The sequence below is a fragment of the Pseudomonas sp. S3E17 genome, from assembly GCF_024168685.1.
Lineage (GTDB): Bacteria > Pseudomonadota > Gammaproteobacteria > Pseudomonadales > Pseudomonadaceae > Aquipseudomonas > Aquipseudomonas marginalis.
In genome coordinates this window covers 6,022,346-6,038,536 of the sequence record NZ_JALJWE010000001.1, presented here as the reverse complement: position 1 = coordinate 6,038,536, position 16,191 = coordinate 6,022,346, and the positions used below count along the sequence as shown (strand labels likewise).

At 62.3% G+C, this 16,191-nt stretch carries 12 protein-coding genes; 8 read left to right on the top strand and 4 right to left on the bottom strand.

The features are described 5' to 3' along the window. Positions 1-72: 72 nt before the first annotated feature. A complete protein-coding gene (gene metR, locus J3D60_RS27245; protein WP_027604617.1) occupies positions 73-990 on the top strand; it encodes a transcriptional regulator MetR in 918 nt (305 codons plus the stop codon). Positions 991-1,039: 49 nt separating this feature from the next. Here metR and J3D60_RS27240 read toward each other — a convergent pair whose 3' ends face one another. From J3D60_RS27240 to J3D60_RS27230, 3 genes are read right to left on the bottom strand one after another with little or no spacing between them, the layout of a single operon-like run. Continuing rightward, on the bottom strand, positions 1,040-1,546 hold the full coding sequence (locus tag J3D60_RS27240; protein WP_253493449.1) for a GNAT family N-acetyltransferase: 507 nt from the start codon (positions 1,544-1,546) through the stop codon (positions 1,040-1,042). 5 nt (positions 1,547-1,551) lie between these two features. After that, complete coding sequence (locus J3D60_RS27235) at positions 1,552-1,965, bottom strand: NUDIX domain-containing protein (RefSeq protein ID WP_092487404.1); 414 nt, start codon at positions 1,963-1,965, stop codon at positions 1,552-1,554. A 32-nt stretch (positions 1,966-1,997) separates the two neighbouring features. Then, a complete protein-coding gene (locus tag J3D60_RS27230) occupies positions 1,998-3,314 on the bottom strand; it encodes an HD domain-containing phosphohydrolase (protein ID WP_065938679.1) in 1,317 nt (438 codons plus the stop codon). Positions 3,315-3,533: 219 nt separating this feature from the next. Here J3D60_RS27230 and J3D60_RS27225 point away from each other — a divergent pair, with 219 nt between their 5' ends. The 4 genes from J3D60_RS27225 to J3D60_RS27210 are packed head-to-tail and all read left to right on the top strand — an operon-like array spanning position 3,534 to position 9,603. Next, entirely contained in the window at positions 3,534-5,408 is a 1,875-nt protein-coding gene (locus J3D60_RS27225) for a bifunctional diguanylate cyclase/phosphodiesterase (RefSeq protein WP_065938678.1), read from the top strand. 25 nt (positions 5,409-5,433) lie between these two features. Further along, positions 5,434-6,402, top strand: a complete 969-nt coding sequence (locus J3D60_RS27220) for a cytochrome-c peroxidase (RefSeq protein WP_253493446.1) — start codon at positions 5,434-5,436, stop codon at positions 6,400-6,402. 10 nt (positions 6,403-6,412) lie between these two features. Further along, positions 6,413-8,227, top strand: coding sequence for a DAHL domain-containing protein (locus J3D60_RS27215; protein ID WP_253493443.1), 1,815 nt, complete (start codon positions 6,413-6,415; stop codon positions 8,225-8,227). Then, positions 8,224-9,603, top strand: a complete 1,380-nt coding sequence (locus J3D60_RS27210) for an ATP-binding protein (RefSeq protein ID WP_065938675.1) — start codon at positions 8,224-8,226, stop codon at positions 9,601-9,603. The genes J3D60_RS27215 and J3D60_RS27210 overlap by 4 nt, the downstream gene beginning before the upstream one ends. A 44-nt stretch (positions 9,604-9,647) precedes the next feature. On the opposite strand, the gene J3D60_RS27205 is transcribed toward J3D60_RS27210, so the two are convergent. Continuing rightward, the gene (locus J3D60_RS27205; protein WP_253493441.1) at positions 9,648-10,238 is read right to left on the bottom strand and encodes a hypothetical protein; all 591 of its coding nucleotides are present in this window, start codon (positions 10,236-10,238) and stop codon (positions 9,648-9,650) included. A 370-nt stretch (positions 10,239-10,608) separates the two neighbouring features. Between J3D60_RS27205 and J3D60_RS27200 the strand changes: the two genes are divergently transcribed. From J3D60_RS27200 to J3D60_RS27190, 3 genes are all read left to right on the top strand, one after another. After that, a complete protein-coding gene (locus J3D60_RS27200) occupies positions 10,609-12,189 on the top strand; it encodes a glucan biosynthesis protein (RefSeq protein WP_253494047.1) in 1,581 nt (526 codons plus the stop codon). After that, entirely contained in the window at positions 12,186-14,450 is a 2,265-nt protein-coding gene (gene bglX, locus J3D60_RS27195; protein WP_253493439.1) for a beta-glucosidase BglX, read from the top strand. Before J3D60_RS27200 ends, bglX begins: the two co-directional genes overlap by 4 nt. Positions 14,451-14,531: 81 nt before the next feature. Then, positions 14,532-16,151: an FMN-binding glutamate synthase family protein gene (locus tag J3D60_RS27190; protein ID WP_065938672.1), complete on the top strand. Its 1,620-nt coding sequence runs from the start codon at positions 14,532-14,534 to the stop codon at positions 16,149-16,151. Positions 16,152-16,191: the final 40 nt, after the last annotated feature.

Genomic DNA, 16,191 nt, shown 5'->3' with positions numbered 1-16,191 from the left:
TCGACACGGGTTACAACATGAGACAAACTCACGCTATTCCGCTTCGTCACAAATTGTCTTCATGGAGAGCCCGTGCTCGAGATCCGTCACCTCAAGACCCTGCACGCCTTGCGCGAGGCCGACAGCCTGGTGGAGGCCGCCGAGCGCCTCCACCTGACGCAATCGGCACTGTCCCACCAGTTCAAGGAGCTGGAAGAGCGCCTGGGCATGCCGCTGTTCGTGCGCAAGACCAAACCCGTGCGTTTCACCAGCGCCGGCCTGCGCCTGCTGCAACTGGCCGACGCCACCCTGCCCCTGCTGCGCGGTGCCGAGCGCGATATCGCGCGCCTGGCCGGTGGCACCGCCGGACGCCTGCACATGGCGATCGAGTGCCACAGTTGTTTCCAGTGGCTGATGCCGACCATCGACCAGTTCCGCGATGCCTGGCCGGAAGTCGAGCTGGACCTGGCCTCGGGCTTTGCGTTCGCGCCGCTGCCGGCCCTGGCCCGTGGCGACCTGGACCTGGTGGTGACATCCGACCCGCTGGAGCTGCCGGGCATCACCTATGTGCCGCTGTTCACCTACGAAGCCATGCTCGCCGTGGCCAACCAGCACGCGCTGGCGAACAAGGCGTACATCGTGCCCGAAGACCTGCTGAGCGAAACCCTGATCACCTACCCGGTGGAGCGCGACCGCCTGGACATCTTCACCCGCTTCCTGGAACCGGCCGACGTGGAACCGGCCCAGGTGCGCACCTCGGAACTGACGGTGATGATGATGCAACTGGTCGCCAGCGGTCGCGGCGTGTGCGGCATGCCCCATTGGGCCCTGCATGAATACAGCTCGCGCGGCTACGTGAAGGCCAAGCGCCTGGGCGAGAAAGGCTTGTTTGCGACGCTGTATGCGGGGATTCGTGCGGACATGCTGGATGCGCCGTATATGCGCGATTTTTTGCTGACGGCCAAGGACACGTCGTTTTCAACGCTGGATGGCGTGAGCGCGGTGCGCTGAAACAATACGGTTCTAAATGTGGGGTGCTTGCCCCCTCCCACATTGGCTCTCAGTCAGCGTTGAGTTCGCGCCACATGTAGATTTTGTCGAAGTAGTCCATACCCACCCGCACCGCCAGCGGTTCCAGGCCGTACTGGATAAACCCGCAGCGTCGGTACAGCGCAAACGCCGCGTCGTTGCCGGCGGTGACGGTCAGTTGGATCACTTTCAGGCGCGGATGTTGGCGTGCCTCATCCAGCGCGGCCTCGACCAATCGCCGGCCCAGACCTTTGTGCTGGTGCGCCTGGGTCACGTACATGCCGAACAGGGTCACTTTGTGCCGCGCCTTCTCCCGAGGCTCGAAGGCCAGGCCGACGATGCCGGCCAGCTCATCCCCGGCGTACGCGCCGAGCAAACGATCCAGCGGACTCTCCAGGCGCTTTTCCCACCAGCTCAAGGGCATCGCCGCACGCTCGGCCACGCTGGAAGTGAACGCCTGGGGATAGGCGCCGTAGGCTTCCAGCATCAACGCCCGATAAGCCTCGGCATCGCTGGCCCCCAGCGCACGGACGCTCATTCGCGTCAGGCCGGCGTGGTCAATGACGCGCGGTAAAACGGCAGGATCAGGTCACGGGTCAAGGGCGCCAGCACCAGGCCGCCATCACCGGCCGGGTCGATCCAGCGCACCTCTTCGATTTCAGCGGCCGGACTGACCGGAACATCGATCTGCACCTGGAACAATTCAGCGTCCACGGTAAACCCCGGTTCGTTGGCCGCAGGGGCCGAGAAGTGACCAAGGTAGACCGCGTCGCCGGGCTCGATGCGCAGGTTCAGCTCTTCGTACAGCTCGCGGGCCAGGGCCTCGGCGGGCTGCTCACCGGCGTCGATCTTGCCACCGGGTTGCATAAAGGCCTGGGTGCCGCGCTTGCGCACCAGCAAGGTGTGGCCGTCGCTGCCGATCAGCAGGGCAGCGGCGATACGGATAGTGCTAGGCATGAACTGAAAACCTTGAACTCAAACAATGAAAATTAATGGAGCACCCCTTCGCTCTCGTCCGGCTCCTTGATGAACACGCTGTACTTGGCGCCTTCCATCGCCTCGAACGCAATCAGCTTGTCCACCAACGGCAGGTTCAGCACCTTGCCGGCGTTAAGGAGCAACATGCCGTTATCGGCGTTGAGGTTACGCGCCAGGACCATACCGTCTTCCAGCTCACGGGTGGTGAGCACCTTGACCGTGGGATCGCCCAGGGTCACATCACTGAGAAACGCAGCGCACGCCAGGATGAAGTCCTCGACCAGGTCCGGATCGTAGAGGCGCCCGGCATATTTGCGGATATACAACAGCGCTTCATCGCTGTTCAGGTGCCGCTCAAGGATCAGGCCTTTCTGCAACTCGATGAAGTCCACCGCCAGTTTCAGCAGGCGTGAACCGAACGGAATCGCATCGCCCTTGAGGTGGTCGGGGAAGCCACTGCCGTCCCAGCGCTCCTGGTGATGACGGATAATCCGCGCCGCATCTTTCATCGGCTCCAGGGTCATCAGCAGCGATTCGCTCTGGGCCGGATAGCCACGGTAGCGCTCGCGATCGGTGCTGTGCAGCTTGTCGGCCGGCTCGATCAACATGCTATCGCTCCAGCTCAGCTTGCCGATGTTGTACAGCGCGGCGGCCATGGCCATGTCGCGGGCGCTGGCTTCGTCTATGGACTGGGCGGTGCAGTACACCCGCACCAGTTCGATCAGTGCGCGGTTGGTCTGTTTGTTCTTGGGCAGGCGCAGGTTGGCCAGCAACGAAAACACTTCGGTGCCGGTCACGTAGCTGCGCTTGAGCTCGTCGTAGGCCAGGTCGAGCATGTCGGCGGTCTGTTGCAACTCACTGGTGCGTGCTGCCACGCGCTTTTCCAGGGTCGCGTTCAACAGCTTGAGCTGGTCGTTCTGCTGATGGGCCAGGCGTTCCAGCCGCTGAAATTCCAGGGCCTGCTGCAGGATCAGCTTCAGTTCGTCGTCGTTCCAGGGTTTGCCGATATAGCGGTGGATCGCCCCTTCGTTGATCGCCTTGATGATCGTCGGCAGGTCGGCGTAGCCGGTGAGCAGGATGCGACTGGTGGCGGGATAAAGGCGATGAACCTCAGCCAGCAATTGTGCGCCGTCCATGCCGGGCATACGCGCATCGCTCATCACCAGGTCGATGGGCTGGGCGGCCATGATCTCCAGGGCCTCGGCACCGCTGCCCGCAAGCACGACATCGAAGGGTTGGCCGCGCAACAGGCGACGCAAGCTGTTGAGAATCGACTCTTCATCGTCGACCAGCAAAATAGTGGGTTTCGTCGCAAGTTGTTCATCCATGCCTGCTGCGCCTTCACATTGAACTGAATTGAGCTGATTTGAACCCGTGTGCCAAGCCGTCTTCCCTCGCTTAAGGCGCGGGGTTGATTTGACGCCAACTAGCCGCCGAATTCAAGGGACCTCGACTACACTGTCACGGCAGGCCTGCGCCCCGCTCAGCCACGGAACCAAGGAAGGAATGGTTATGCCGTCGAACCGTTTGCAGATAAGGCGCGCACTATGAACCCGAACCCTGAGCGGGCCAACCGTCGCATCCTGATCGTCGATGATGTCACGTCCATCCACCTGGACTTTCGCAAGATCCTGTGCGCCGACGCCGACGCCGAGCCCTCCCTGGATACCCTTGAGCAGACCCTGTTCGGCACCACCACCGTCGCTCGCCAGGCGTTTATCCTCGATTCCGCCTACCAGGGCCAGGAGGCCTTGGATCTGGTGAACCGGGCCCTGGCAACCAACACCCCCTACGCCATGGCGTTCATCGACATGCGCATGCCGCCCGGCTGGGACGGCCTGCAAACCATCGAGCAGTTGTGGAACGTCGATCCCAACCTGCAGATCGCCCTGTGCACCGCCTATTCCGACTATTCCTTTGAAGCGATCGAAGCGCGATTGAAGTACAACGACCAGTTGCTGATCCTGAAGAAGCCCTTCGACCACCTGGAAATCCGCCAGATGGCCAGCGCCCTGACCTGGAAATGGCAGCTCGCCCAGGATGCCGCCCTCAAGGTGATCGGGCTCGAACGCACGATTGAGGAACGCGTGCAGGAGTTGCTGAAAGTCTCGCACCTGCTGCAATACGACGCGCTCACGGAGCTGCCCAACAGCACGCTGCTGGGCGACCGCCTGACCCAGGCCATTGCCCTGGGCCGGCGCCATGACACGCAACTGGCGGTGATGTTTATCGGGCTCGACCGCTTCAAGCGCATCAACAACGCCCTGGGTTATCCGGTGGGGGATGAGGTGCTCCAGCAGGTCAGCCAAAGCCTGGTGGCGGCCGTGCGTGAGTCGGACTCGGTGTTTCGCTATGGTTCGGACGAGTTCGTGATCCTGCTCAATGATGTCCAGCATCCCCAGCAAACCCAGCACATCGCCCAGAAGGTGCTCCAGGCCATCAGCGTTACCCGGCATGTCGCAGGGCACGACCTGAGCGTCACCGCCAGCCTCGGCATCAGCATCTACCCGAACGACAGCAGCACTGCGGTGGAACTGATCAAGCACGCCGAAACCGCCATGCACACCACCAAGGAGCGTGGCCCGGACGACCTGAGTTTCTACACCGAAGACATGAACCTGCGCGCCCGGCACCAGCAGAACCTGGAAAGCGCGATCCGCCAGGCCCTGGAGCACGATGAGTTTGCGCTGCACTACCAGCCCAAGCTGGACCTGAAAACCGGGCGGATCCTCGGCGCAGAGGCGCTGATCCGCTGGTTTCAACCGCGCTCGGGCTGGGTCCACCCGGCCGACTTCATTCCGGTGGCCGAAGACAGCGGGCTGATCGTGCCCTTGACCCAGTGGGTGCTGCGCCACGCCTGCGAACAGGCACAGGCCTGGCGCGCCATGGGCCTGGCGCCGCTGCGCATCTCGGTGAACATCTCGGCCATCGACTTCCGCCAGCGGGAGTTTGTCGACAACCTGGCCGCCATCCTCAAGCAGACCGGCCTGCCGCCCAACCAGCTGGAGCTGGAAATCACCGAAAGCGTGCTGATGCAGAATGTCGACGATACGGTCGATATCCTCAACCGGATCAAGGCCATGGGCGTGCGCCTGGCCCTGGATGATTTCGGCACCGGCTACTCCAGCCTCAGCTACCTGCGACGCTTTCCCATCGATGTGCTGAAGATCGACCAATCATTCGTGCGCGGGCTGCACGAAAATAGCCAGGACGCGCAGCTGATCAGCGCTATCATCGGGATGGGCAAGAGTCTGGAGCTGAACATCATCGCCGAAGGGGTGGAGACCGTCGAACAGCTGGACTTCCTGAGAGCCCAGCACTGTGAAGAAGGCCAGGGCTTTCTGTTCAGCAAGGCCGTGCCTGCGAAGGATTTCGCCCAGTTGCTGCAGGTGGGCAGCCCCACACTGATGCCCGACCAATAGCCCTATGCCTGCAAGGAGTGCTCGCTTGAGCGACGTTTCAACCTACCGTTTCGGTTCCATCCTCGCGTTGGGGCTGTGCCTGGGGACGACCGTGACGGCCGCGCCGCTGGACGAAGCGCTCAAGCCCCTGCCGCCGGTGCCGCACCTGGATGCGGCCAAGGTCGAGCTGGGCCGCCAGCTGTTCAATGAGCCGCGCCTGTCAGTGAACAACACGCTGTCTTGCGCCAGTTGCCATCACCTCGAAGCCGGGGGCGCCGACACCAGGCCCTTCTCCCTGGGTTTCGACGGCAAGCCCGTGGAGATCAATACGCCGTCGGTATTCAATGCCAGCCTGAACTTCAAACAGTTCTGGAATGGCCGCGTGGACACCCTGGAAGCGCAGGTCGAGCAAGTGGTCATCAGCCCGGTGGAAATGGGCAGCGACTGGAACACCGTGGTACAGAACCTGACCGCCCTGCCCGCCTACCAGGCAGCGTTCAAACAGGCCTACCCCGATGGCGTCACCGCCGCCAATGTGCAAAACGCCCTGGCCACCTATGAACGCACGCTGCTGACGCCCAACTCACGGTTTGACCAGTACCTGCTGGGCAACACGGACATCCTCACGATCCAGGAAAAGTACGGCTACCAGCGCTTCAAGGATTACGGTTGCATCGCCTGTCACCAGGGCATCAACATCGGCGGCAACATGTTCCAGAAATTCGGCGTGATGGGCGACTACTTCAAGGTGCGCGGCAACCCTGTCGACTCGGACCTGGGGCGCTACCTGCTGACCAAGGATGAGGAAGACCGGCACGTGTTCAAGGTCCCCAGCCTGCGTAACGTCGCGGTCACGGCCCCGTATTTTCACGATGCCTCGGCCAAGACCCTGGAAGAAGCCGTCGACGTGATGTTCAAGTTCCAACTGGGGCGCAACCCTTCGCAGGAGGATAAAGACCTGATCATCCAGTTTCTCAAGACCCTGACCGGCGAATGGAAAGGCAAGCCTTTATGAGCAGACCGTCATGACCCTTTCTCGCCGCCGCACCAGCCAGTTGGCCTTGGGGTTGATCACCCTGTTGCTGGCCTCGACGCTGATCTTTCTGTACATCAAGTCGTCCAGCGACCAGGCGTCTTCCTACACCCACTCCCGGGACCTGATCCGACAACTGCAGCAACTCAACGCCCAGTGGGACAGCGAAGTCCTCAAGGCCAGGATCGCCATCACCCACAACTACGACCCCCTGGTGACGCCCCTGACGGAAATGACCCGGTTGTGGGCCGAGCTGGAAGCACGCGGCTCGTACCACAGCCCGCAAGACCTGCCCGCCTGGCAAGCCAGCCAGCAGGCTTATCAAGCGGCCATCCAGGAAAAGGCCCGGCGCGTCGACCAGTTCAAGTCCCATAACGCGGTATTGCGCAACTCCCTGGCTTTCCTGCCGACCGCCGAAGACGATATCCAGGCGCAGTTCAACCAGGTAAACGACGATACAAAAGCGCAACTGCAAAGCGTGGCCACCGACACCTACGACCTGCTGCTCAGCAGCCTTGAATTCGCCCAGGTCACCAGCGACGAGCGCGCCGCCGACATTCTCGTCGGCCTGGGCAAGCTGGCCGTCAACCAGGAACTGCTGCCCAGCGAATTCCGCGGCCCGGTGGAGATCCTGAGCAATCACATCGAACTGATCCTGCGTGAACAGCCGGTGGTGAACACGTTGCTCGACCAGATCGCCGCCATTCCGGTAGCCGAACGCCTGGATGACCTGACCACCCACCTCAACCTGGACCAACAGGCCCTGGACCGGGTCGAACAGCAATACCACCGTTACCTGCTGGTGTTCTCCACGCTGCTGGTGGCCCTGTTGCTGTACCTGACGATTCGCCTGCTGCGCAGTTTCGCCGAGATCAACCGTGTCAACCGCGCCTTGCAGGCGGTGAACGAAACCCTTGAACAGCGCGTGGAACGGCGCACCCGACAGCTCAAGGATGCCCAGAGCGAGCTGATGGACAGTGCACGCCAGGCCGGCATGGCGGAGATCGCCACCAACGTGCTGCACAACGTCGGCAACGTGCTTAACAGCGTGAACATTTCCGCCGACCTGGTCACCCGCAAACTGCGCAGCAGCAAGGCAATGGGCCTGGGCAAGGCCATGCAGTTGATCAACGAACGCCAGGGCGACCTGGGCACTTTTATCACCGAGGATGAGAAGGGCAAGCTGCTGCCCGGCTACTTGAACCAGTTGGTGGACGCCATTGCCGTCGAGCAACAAGGCCTGATCGAGGAACTGGGGCAATTGAGCAAAAGCGTGGACCACATCAAGGACATCGTCTCCACCCAACAATCCTATGCGGGCGCGCCCTCGCTCAAGGAGCCGGTGCAGATCAGCACCTTGATGGAAGACGCCCTGCGCATGAACGCGGGGGCCCTGAGCCGGCACAATGTCACAGTGGTCAAGCACTACGGGCAGGTGCCGGAAGTCCTCGCGGACAAACACCGCTTGCTGCTGATCATGGTCAACCTGATCAGCAACGCCAAGTACGCCATGTCCAACCTCACTGACCGGCCACGGCAGATGACCCTCACGGTCCAGTCGCTGGAGGACAACACGTTGCAGATCAGCGTGAAGGACGAGGGCGAAGGCATACCGGCCGAGAACATGACGCGGATATTTACCCACGGTTTTACCACCCGCAAGGAAGGCCACGGTTTCGGGCTGCACAGCTGCGCGCTGGCCGCCGTCGAAATGGACGGCCACCTCAGCGCCCACAGCGACGGGCCGGGCCTGGGCGCGCTATTCACCCTGACGATCCCCCTCATTCCTGCCGGAAGCCTCGTATGAACCAGCCTCCCAACCGGCGCATCCTGTTGATTGATGACACGCCGTCGATTCATGAGGATTTCCGCAAGATCCTGATGCCGCCCACTGAATCCAACCAGGAGCTGGACGACATGGAGTCGGCATTGTTCGGCGAAACCAGCAAACCCACGGCTCCCCCCTTCGACCTGCACTCGGCCTACGGCGGCGAAGAAGGCCTGCAGCTGCTCATCACCGCCATGGCACACCAGCAGCCCTATGCCCTGGCATTTGTCGACATGCGCATGCCCCAGGGCTGGGACGGCGCGAAGACCATAGAAGAGCTCTGGAAAGTCGCCCCCGACCTGCAAGTGGTGGTATGCACCGCGTACTCGGACTATTCCTGGGAGGACCTGCTCGACCGCCTGCAAGGCCATGATCGCTTGCTGATCCTGAAAAAACCGTTCGATAACATCGAAGTCCAGCAGATGGCCAACACCTTGGCCAATAAATGGGACATGGCCCGTCGCGCCGCGCTGCAAACCACCCAGCTGGAACGGCTGGTGGAACAACGCACCCACGCGCTGCAGCTGGAAATCGAAGAACGCAAGCACCTGGAAAGCCAACTGGTGCAGTCGGAAAAACTCGCCTCCCTGGGGCAACTCGCTGCGGGTGTGGCCCATGAGATCAATAACCCGGTAGGCTTCATCTCGTCCAACCTCAGCACCCTCGACGGCTACTTCGCCCAGTTGCAACAGATGCTGGAGGCTTACCGGCAGGCCGAAGAAAGCCTCGCCACCGGTGAACAGCACGAGCCGCTCAAGGCCTTGCGCACCCGTCTGGAACTGGAGTTTCTACAGGAAGACATTCCGGTGTTGATCCGCGAGTCCAAGGAGGGCATCGGCCGCGTGGTGCAGATCGTCAAGGACCTGAAAAACTTCTCGCGGGTGGACAACGACCAGACCTGGCAATTCGCAAACCTGCAACAGGGCATCGATTCGACGCTGAACATCGTTGCCAGCGAACTCAAGTACAAGGCCGATGTGGTCAAGCACTATGCACCGCTGCCAGAGATCGAATGCCTGGCCTCGCAGCTCAATCAGGTGGTGATGAACCTGGTGATCAATGCCGCTCAGGCCATGGGGCCGGAGCGCGGCATCATCACCATCAGCAACGGTGTGGAAGGCGAGCACGTGTGGCTGGAAGTGGCGGACAACGGCTGCGGGATTGCCCCCGAGGCGGTGCAGAAAATCTTCGACCCGTTTTTCACCACCAAGCCGGTGGGGGAAGGCACTGGGTTAGGACTGTCACTCTCCTACGGCATCGTCAAGAAACACCATGGCGATATCTTTGTCAGCAGCGAACTGGGCAAGGGCACGAAGTTTCGCGTGGTATTGCCGATTCGGCAGACGGCGGCGTAGGGCACGCCGTCCGCGCGTTAAGGACATCGCTCGGACGCGGGAGGTCAAATCCCGGTCGGCGTTGTTTTCAGCGTTCCTGCAAGCCCAGCAGCGGCAGTGAACGTGCCCCCCAGCGCCTGGGTCAGCCCCAACGTCGACTTGACCGACTTGGGTGTGGATTCGTTATGGGCGACCGCTTGTCCGTATCCGTTTAGAACCGACACCCAATCGCCCTTCGCCGCCCCCGCAATCGCTGTGGCCAAACCCGTCTTCAGGGTTTTATCAAGGCCGCTTTTCAGCCCGTCCATCATCCCGTCTACACTGCCATCTGACTTTTCCAGCCCATGAAGCATGTTGCTCAAGCCGGGAATAAACCAGGTGTGCCGAGCGATGTCGCCACTTGCCTTTTGGACCCAGCTGCGGTCGGCGGCTACGGGCGCTTGCGCCGATAATGACGGTGCCATTTGCTGATAGAGCCTGGACTTGACCAAAGGGTTGCCATTGGCCATGAAGGGGGCAGATTCGCGGGGTGTCGACGTAAAGAACCGCGCGCTGTCTGGCACAGGATGAGGCGTGGTAGAAGGCATCTGCGACGACGAGGCAAGGCCTGTCAGCAGATCCACTGCGGCCAGGGCAGTATTGATATTGCTAATCATGGTCGGCTCACTTTGGGAAAGGTTGGGGAACTCCCGTTTAAGTGGCCAGGGGCGACCTATGAGTTCCGCACGCCAAGGCCTCTGAAATGGGCACCTGCATGGCCAAACCTTGGTCACGATTTCGCAGCGGACGCAGCATGAACGATCGACCTTTTCAAAACCTGCTCAGATCATTGATCTGCCTGCCCTCGCAACCTGTTATTTCTGACAGTAGACAGACCCTTTTCCCGACTCGACACTCCACACAAGCAACACGATTGCATGCCGGTGGCGTGCTGAACGTGAGGCCTGGGCTCTCATCGTCGAAGGAAATGACACCATGTCTACGCGCCGCGAGTTCCTCACATACGCGTCACTGGGCGCCTTGCTCATGCCACTGGGCAGGGACGCCCCGGCGGCCGATACAGCCGACCCGTCCAGTACTTTTTCCTTCGAAGGCTTGATCGAACAGGCACAAGCCGACGCCTTGAAACCCTACACCTACCCCAGCACTGCATCGGCCGCGCTGCTGGCGCGGCTCGACTACGCCGCCCACGGCCAAATCCGCTTCAAACCCGAGCACGCCCTGTTCGCCAAAGGCCCGGGCAAGTTCCCTATCACATTCTTTCACTTGGGGTCGTTTTTTCGCACGCCCGTCAGGCTGTATGTGCTGGACAACGGCATCGCACGCGAGATCGTCTACGACCCGGCGCACTTTGATATGCCGGGCGACAGCCCGGCCCATGCCCTGCCCCGTAACAGTGGATTTGCCGGCTTTCGTATCCAGGAAAGCCGCCTGGGCGACCAGGCCAGGCTGGCGTGGCAACAAAACGACTGGGTGGCCTTTCTTGGCGCGTCGTACTTCCGGGCCATCGGCGAGTTGTACCAGTACGGCTTGTCGGCACGGGCGATTGCCCTGGATGTGGCACAAGCCGGCAAGGCCGAAGAATTCCCCGACTTCACCCACATCTGGTTCGAGCCGCCAAAGAACCAGCACACAAACGCCATGACCCTCTACGCGCGGCTCGACGGCCCCAGTATCTGCGGCGCCTACCGTTTCGTGATCCACCGTACACAGGGCGTGGTCATGGACATCGACTGCACGTTTTTCCTGCGCAAGAACGTCAGCCGGCTGGGCATTGCGCCGCTGACCTCGATGTTCTGGTTCAGTGAGACCGCCAAGCGCACCGCCGCCGACTGGCGCCCTGAGGTCCACGACAGTGACGGCCTGGCGCTGTGGACCGGCAACGGAGAACGTATCTGGCGGCCCTTGAACAACCCGCCACGCACCCTGGTTTCGGCGTTCAGCGATCGTCAACCGAAGGGCTTCGGCCTGCTACAGCGCGACCGTAATTTCGACCACTACCTCGATGGGGTGAATTACCAACAGCGCCCCAGCCTGTGGGTCGAACCGTTGGGCGATTGGGGCGAAGGCAGCGTACAACTGATGGAAAACGGTACCGACGACGAGATCCACGACAACATCGTCGCGATGTGGGTACCCTCGGCCCCGGCGGAAGCGGGCAACCGTTATGCGCTGCGTTATCGCCTGCACTGGCTGGCCCAGGAACCCTACGTTTCGCCACTGGCGGTGTGCGTGGCCACACGCCTGGGCAAAGGCGGCTCACCGGGCGAGCCGCGCCCGCTGGGGGTACGTAAATTCGTGGTGGAATTCCAGGGCGCCCCCTTGGAAAAACTCGCACCGGGGGTCAAGCCCGAGGCCGTGATCAGTTGCTCCAGGGGCGCCCTCAGCCGGGTCTTTACCGAAGCGGTGCCGGACGGCGTCGCCGGCCATTGGCGAGCACAGTTCGACTTGAGCGTCGACGGCAAGGACCCGGTGGAATTGCGCCTGTTCCTGCGCCTGGACGGCCAGCCGCTGTCAGAAACCTGGCTGTATCAGTACCATCCCTTCCACTCCGAATCGACGGCAATCGGTACCCCTTCAACGGCTGCCCCAGGCAATAGTCCATGAGGCTCGGCGGTCAATGGGCGCTGCTCTGCCTGGCGCTCAATGTCAGCGGCAACGCTCTCCACGCCGGCGAGCAGGACCGCGTAGAGGCCTTGTTGCAGCAGATGACGCTGGAAGAAAAAGTCGCTCAACTCAGCCAGCTCGGCGTCCAGGACACACCTACCGGCCCGGCCATTGACCCAGGCGAGCTGGCGCAACTGCCCATGAACAGCGTGGGCTCGGTCCTTGGCGCCTACGGCGTCGAACAGACCCGCCGGTTGCAGGAACACGCCGTCACCCGTTCGCGCCTGCCTATACCGTTGTTGTTTGCCTTTGATGTGATCCACGGGTTTCGCACCGTATTTCCCGTGCCGTTGGCAGAAGCTGCGGCCTGGGACGCTGACCTGGCACAACGAACCGCTCGCGTGGCGGCCGTTGAAGCGACGGCCAGCGGCATACACTGGACCTTCGCGCCCATGGTCGACATTGCCCGCGACCCGCGTTGGGGCCGTGTGGTGGAAGGCACCGGCGAAGATCCGTTCCTGGGCGCAGCGCTGGCCAGCGCCAAGGTGCGGGGGTTCCACGGCGCCGGGCCTGCCGACCCGTCATATATGCTGGCGACCGCAAAACACTTCGTGACCTACGGTGCCGCCGAAGGCGGGCGCGACTACAACGTCGCCGACGTGTCGGAACGCACCTTGCGGGAAGTGTACTTGCCGCCTTTCCAGGCCGCCGTGGCGGCTGGCGTCGATGGGATCATGCCGTCGTTCAACGAACTGGCCGGAACGCCCCTGCACAGCAACACCGCACTGTTGACCGGTGTGCTGCGCAATCAGTGGCGGTTCAGTGGCCTCATTGTCAGTGACTTCAACGCCCTCTGGGAGCTGAGCCAGCACGGCATCGCCGGCAGTCCGGCCGACCGGGCACGGCTGGCGTTCAGCGCGGGGGTGGACATCGACATGGCCAGCCAGACGTACCGCCAATACCTGCCCACCCTGGTGCGCACTGGCCAGGTTTCCCTGACCGCCGTGGATAATGCGGTGCGCCGTGTACTCCAGGCCAAGCAGCGCCTGGGACTGCTTGACGATCCCTACCGCTACAGCGACGAGGCGCGGCAACGGGCCAATGTCCTGACTCCGCAACACCGGACACTGGCACGCGAGGCCGCGCAGAAGTCCATCGTATTGTTGAAAAACACCGACGCCCTGCTGCCGCTGTCCAAGCACCTGCGCAACGTGCTGGTGGTCGGCAGCCTGGCCACGGATGCCGAGGCCACGCTCGGTCCCTGGGCCTTGGCGGCTCATCCGGAAGACTCGATCACGGTCTTGCAGGGCATACGCCGCGCCGTCGCGCCTGGCACCGAGGTGGTTTACCTGCCCGGCGCTTCGCCTATCAGCAACGAGACTCAGAACCTCAACGAGGTCCGGCAGGCCGCCCGCCGTGCCGAGGTAGTGATCGCCGTACTCGGCGAGCGCGCCGATCAGAGCGGCGAAGCCCGCAGTCGCGCGGACCTGGGCCTGCCGGGTGCCCAGGAGGTGCTGTTGCGTGCCCTCCTGGACAGCGGTAAACCCGTGGTCATCCTGTTGATGAATGGCCGCCCGCTGGTGCTCTCGCAAAACGTGCGCCAGGCGCCGGCGCTGCTGGAAACCTGGTTCCTGGGCAGTGAGATGGGCCATGCCGTGGCCGACATTCTGTTTGGTGACGTCAACCCCAGCGGCAAACTGCCGATCACGTTCCCCCGCAGCGTGGGGCAGATTCCCCTCTACTACGCGCACAAAAACACCGGTCGTCCGCCCAGCGGCGATGGTCATTATGCCTCCGCCTACATCGATGAACACTGGACGCCGCTTTATCCCTTTGGCTTCGGCCTGAGCTACACCTCGTTCAGCTACTCCGCACCGCGGCTCAGCACAGAGCGGCTGGCGTCCACCCAAGTGCTGAGCGTGGCGGTCACCGTCACCAATACCGGAGCGCGCCCAGGCGAAGAAATCGTGCAGTTATACCTGCGCGATGATGTCGCCAGCGTGACCCGCCCGGTTCGCCAATTGCGCGGTTTCCGCAAAGTGCAGCTGGCGCCCGGCGAGGCGCGGGAGCTGACCTTCACCCTTGACCAGGCGGACTTTGCCCTGCTGGACAGCAACTTTTCGCCGGTGATTGAGGCCGGCACGTTCACCGTCTTCGTCGGGGCAGATTCGACCACTGAAAACCAGGCCCGGTTTGAACTGACCGATAGCCGCGCCTTGTCTATTTCGGGCCAGTCCGTCCCATCACCGGGATCAAACTGAGTACACCTGCAGGTTGTCTGGCGTTTCATTACTGGCGCAGAATGCCGGATCGACCTGAGAGTCCGAACCCAAGGAAACCGTATGAGCCTGTCCTTGCTAAGCCGTTACGCCTTCTTTGCCGTGTGCGTCATTTTCACCCTCGCCAGCCTGCCCTTTATCCAACACGAATGGCTGTGGCCCATCACCCTGGTCACCGGCGTGTTGAGCCTGATCGGTATTTTCGACCTGTTGCAAAGCCCCCACGCCGTACGCCGCAACTACCCGATCCTGGGCAATATCCGTTACCTGGTGGAAGCCATCCGCCCGGAAATCCGCCAGTACCTGCTGGAGTCCGACAGCGACGCCCTGCCCTTCTCGCGCTCGCAGCGATCCCTGGTGTACTCGCGGGCCAAGAACGAAACCGCCGACAAACCCTTCGGCACCCTGATCGATGTGTACCAGCTGGGTTTCGAATTTATCGGCCACTCCATGCGCCCCGCGCCGCTGAGCGACCCCAGCGCCTTTCGCGTGATGGTCGGCGGCCCGCAATGCACGCAGCCGTATTCGGCGTCGGTGTTCAATATCTCGGCAATGAGCTTTGGCTCGTTGAGCGCCAATGCGATCCGCGCGCTCAACCAGGGCGCCAAGCTCGGCAATTTCGCCCATGACACCGGCGAAGGCAGCATCAGCCCCTATCACCGCGAAAACGGCGGCGACCTGACCTGGGAACTGGGCAGCGGCTACTTTGGCTGCCGTACCAGCGATGGCCGCTTCGACCCGGAGCGCTTCGCCGCGCAGGCGCAGAACCCGCAGGTGCGCATGATCGAAATCAAGATGAGCCAGGGCGCCAAACCCGGCCACGGCGGCATCCTGCCCAAGCACAAGGTGACTCAAGAGATCGCCGAAACCCGCGGGATCCTGATGGGCGAAGACTGCATCTCGCCGTCACGTCACAGCGCGTTCTCCACGCCCATTGAGCTGATGCAATTCATCGCCCAATTGCGTGAACTGTCCGGCGGCAAGCCGGTGGGCTTCAAGTTCTGCCTGGGCCACCCGTGGGAGTTCATGGGCATTGCCAAGGCCATGCTCGAAACCGGCATCCTCCCGGACTTTATCGTCGTCGACGGCAAGGAAGGCGGCACCGGCGCCGCGCCCGTGGAGTTCACCGACCATATCGGCGTGCCGCTGCGTGAAGGCCTGTTGTTCGTGCACAACACCCTGGTGGGCCTGAACCTGCGCGACAAGATCAAGCTCGGTGCCAGCGGCAAGATCGTCAGCGCCTTCGACATCGCCAGCGTGCTCGCCATCGGCGCCGACTGGGCCAACTCGGCGCGTGGCTTCATGTTCGCCATCGGTTGCATCCAGTCCCAAAGCTGCCACACCAATAAGTGCCCGACCGGCGTCGCCACCCAGGACCCGTTGCGCCAACGTGCCCTGGTGGTACCGGACAAGGCCCAGCGCGTGTTCAACTTCCACCGCAACACCCTCAAGGCCCTGGCCGAGATGCTCGCGGCGGCAGGCCTGGATCACCCGTCGCAGCTGTCGGCCAAGCATCTGGTACGACGCATGTCGGCCACCGAGATCAAGCTGTTCTCGCAGTTGCATGTGTTCCTCAAGCCTGGCGAGTTGCTCACCGGCGAAGTGAATGGCGAGTTCTATTCGCGCATGTGGCAGATGGCGCGGGCGGACAGTTTTGAACCCCATGAGGTGGTAGCTGCATAACCTGTAAACACCCTTCCCCGCTGAACCGGACCACCGACGG